This is a genomic window from Streptomyces sp. NPDC031365, from assembly GCF_055569765.1.
The window spans coordinates 1-2,089 of record NZ_JBVIIM010000080.1; the positions used below are offsets into that span (position 1 = coordinate 1).

A 2,089-nucleotide genomic window follows, 5' to 3' on the forward strand; every position below is an offset into this window, starting at 1 on the left:
CGGTAGCGGCGGCGCGGGCGGCGACCTCCCCGACGGCGAGTTCGGCGCCACCCAGGACGTCGTCGTCCAGGAGATCCAGTCCATCAACCGGTAGGGAGGATTCTCGCCAGGGTCTTCAACGGTGACCTGGCTGGGACCGCCCGCTGCCCGGCCCGAAACGCCGCTGGACCGGCGTCTCCCTCAGCCAGTCCGACGGCGACGCTCCGCTGATACCGCACTGGTCAGCGCCCGTCCGCTGACACCTCTGTGACCGTGCGGCAGGAGTCGAACCCCTTCACTCCGGTGCCGTGAGTCGTGCGCTGGGTAGCGTGGGTTCGCTCGAGAGAAGCCTCGCCCCACCGGGAGTTGACCGTGAACCGCCGCCCCACCCTGCTCGTAGCGCTCGCGCTGACCGCCACCGCGGCGTTGACGCTGTCCGCCTGCGGAAGCGACGACGACGATTCCGCCAAGGACAGCGACAAGATCGCCGGCACGGACACGGGCGGTGAGAAGTCGGCGTCGCCCAATACGTCGACGCCGACGCCGACGCCGACATCGGCCGGCCGGCCGAAGATCGAGTTGCCGTCCGACGTCACGCATGAGTTCGACTGGAAGGAGACCGGTGACCCGGCGAAGGATGCCGTGCTTGCCGACGCCGAGCAGCGGATCATGGCCGTGGACATGGCCATCGCGGAACAGGATCCGCTGCATGAGGCGTACCGCTTCTACTCCGAGGGCACGGCAGCCGCGGGAAGTCAGAAGCACATCCAGGAGTTCGTCGATCACAAGGCCCGCACGACAGGCTCGGCGCGCTACTACAACGAGAGCGTGACGGTCAACGAAGACGGAACCGCTGCTCTGGTGTATTGCGAGGACCAGAGCAAAGCGTTCAACAGGTTCCTCAAGACCGGCAAGACGGACGTCACTCAGGTCACGAAGAACTCCTACGTCATCTACGCGAGCATCCTGCGCAAGAACAAGAGCGGTGTATGGGTTACCGAGCGCCTGACTTCTCAGAGGGGGAGCGCCAAGTGCCAGCCGTGATGCGAAAGCGTCTGCCGGCCTCCGTCACGGTCTTGGTTCTTGCCGTGGAGACACCCGCATACGCGGATACAGGGTTCGGCGGCAGCACGGACGGTGCTGACGCTCATCTGGTGCCGTGAGTCGTGCGCTGGGTAGCGTGGGTTCGCTCGATAGAAGCCTCGCCCCACCGGGAGTTGACCGTGAAACGCCGTCCCACCTTGCTTGCAGCGCTCGCGCTGACCGTCACCGCGGCGTTGACGCTGTCCGCCTGCGGAAGCGACGACGACAAGCCCGCCAAGTCCGGCGAGGAGATCGCCGGCGCGGACACGGGCGGTGACAAGTCGGCGTCCCCGAGCGCGAGCACTCCGGACTCGGGTGGTCGCCCGACGATCACCTTCCCCTCCGACGCGAAGAACGTCTTCGAAGGCGGGGAGACAGGCGATCCCATCAAGGACGCGGTTCTCGCCGACAACGCTTCCAGTGTCAATTCCGTCGACGAAGCAATCTTCAAGAGCAGTACGGACACGAAGGCGCTCGGCTTCTACCACGCCGACAAAGCCCTCAGCTCGTCGATCACATACGCGCAGCGCTACATCGACGCCAACGACACCTGGACGGGTGTGACGCGGTACTTCAACCGCAAGGTGACCCTGAGCGGTGACAACAAGGCCTATGTCACCTACTGCTCGGACGAGAGTAAGTCGTACATCAAGGACAAGAAGACCGGAAAGGTCGACAAGTCGCCGGCGTCCACGGACAGCTACGTGCGGTACAACGCCGCGCTTACCAAGAACGCCAAGGATGTCTGGCAGACGACCGACATCGTCTCCAAGAGGGGGGCCAAGGAGTGTCAGCCGTAAGGAACGCGGGCAGGACGGCGACGGTTCTGGCAGTGGTATGTGCCTGTGTCTTCACCACCCAGGCGGCATTCGCCGACCGGAACAAGCACGGAAACAACGGCGACACCCAACAGCGTGCCGAAACCGACGACCGCACCGTCTCCGTCACCGTGGGTGGTGTCGTGTTCGACCGTTCCAAGAACGGCACCGGTGACTCAGCGGGTCCGCTGACCTCGTCGACGTCATGG

General features: G+C 64.9%; 2 protein-coding genes and 1 pseudogene. All 3 read left to right on the top strand.

The features are described 5' to 3' along the window. The first annotated feature begins 351 nt into the window (after positions 1 to 351). Entirely contained in the window at positions 352 to 1,023 is a 672-nt protein-coding gene (locus ACZ5C2_RS38565; RefSeq protein WP_468801630.1) for a hypothetical protein, read from the top strand. 179 nt (positions 1,024 to 1,202) lie between these two features. Beyond that, entirely contained in the window at positions 1,203 to 1,862 is a 660-nt protein-coding gene (locus ACZ5C2_RS38570; protein WP_468801631.1) for a hypothetical protein, read from the top strand. Beyond that, positions 1,850 to 2,089: pseudogene (locus tag ACZ5C2_RS38575) on the top strand (hypothetical protein); the annotation flags it as partial. The gene ACZ5C2_RS38570 and the pseudogene ACZ5C2_RS38575, both read left to right, overlap by 13 nt.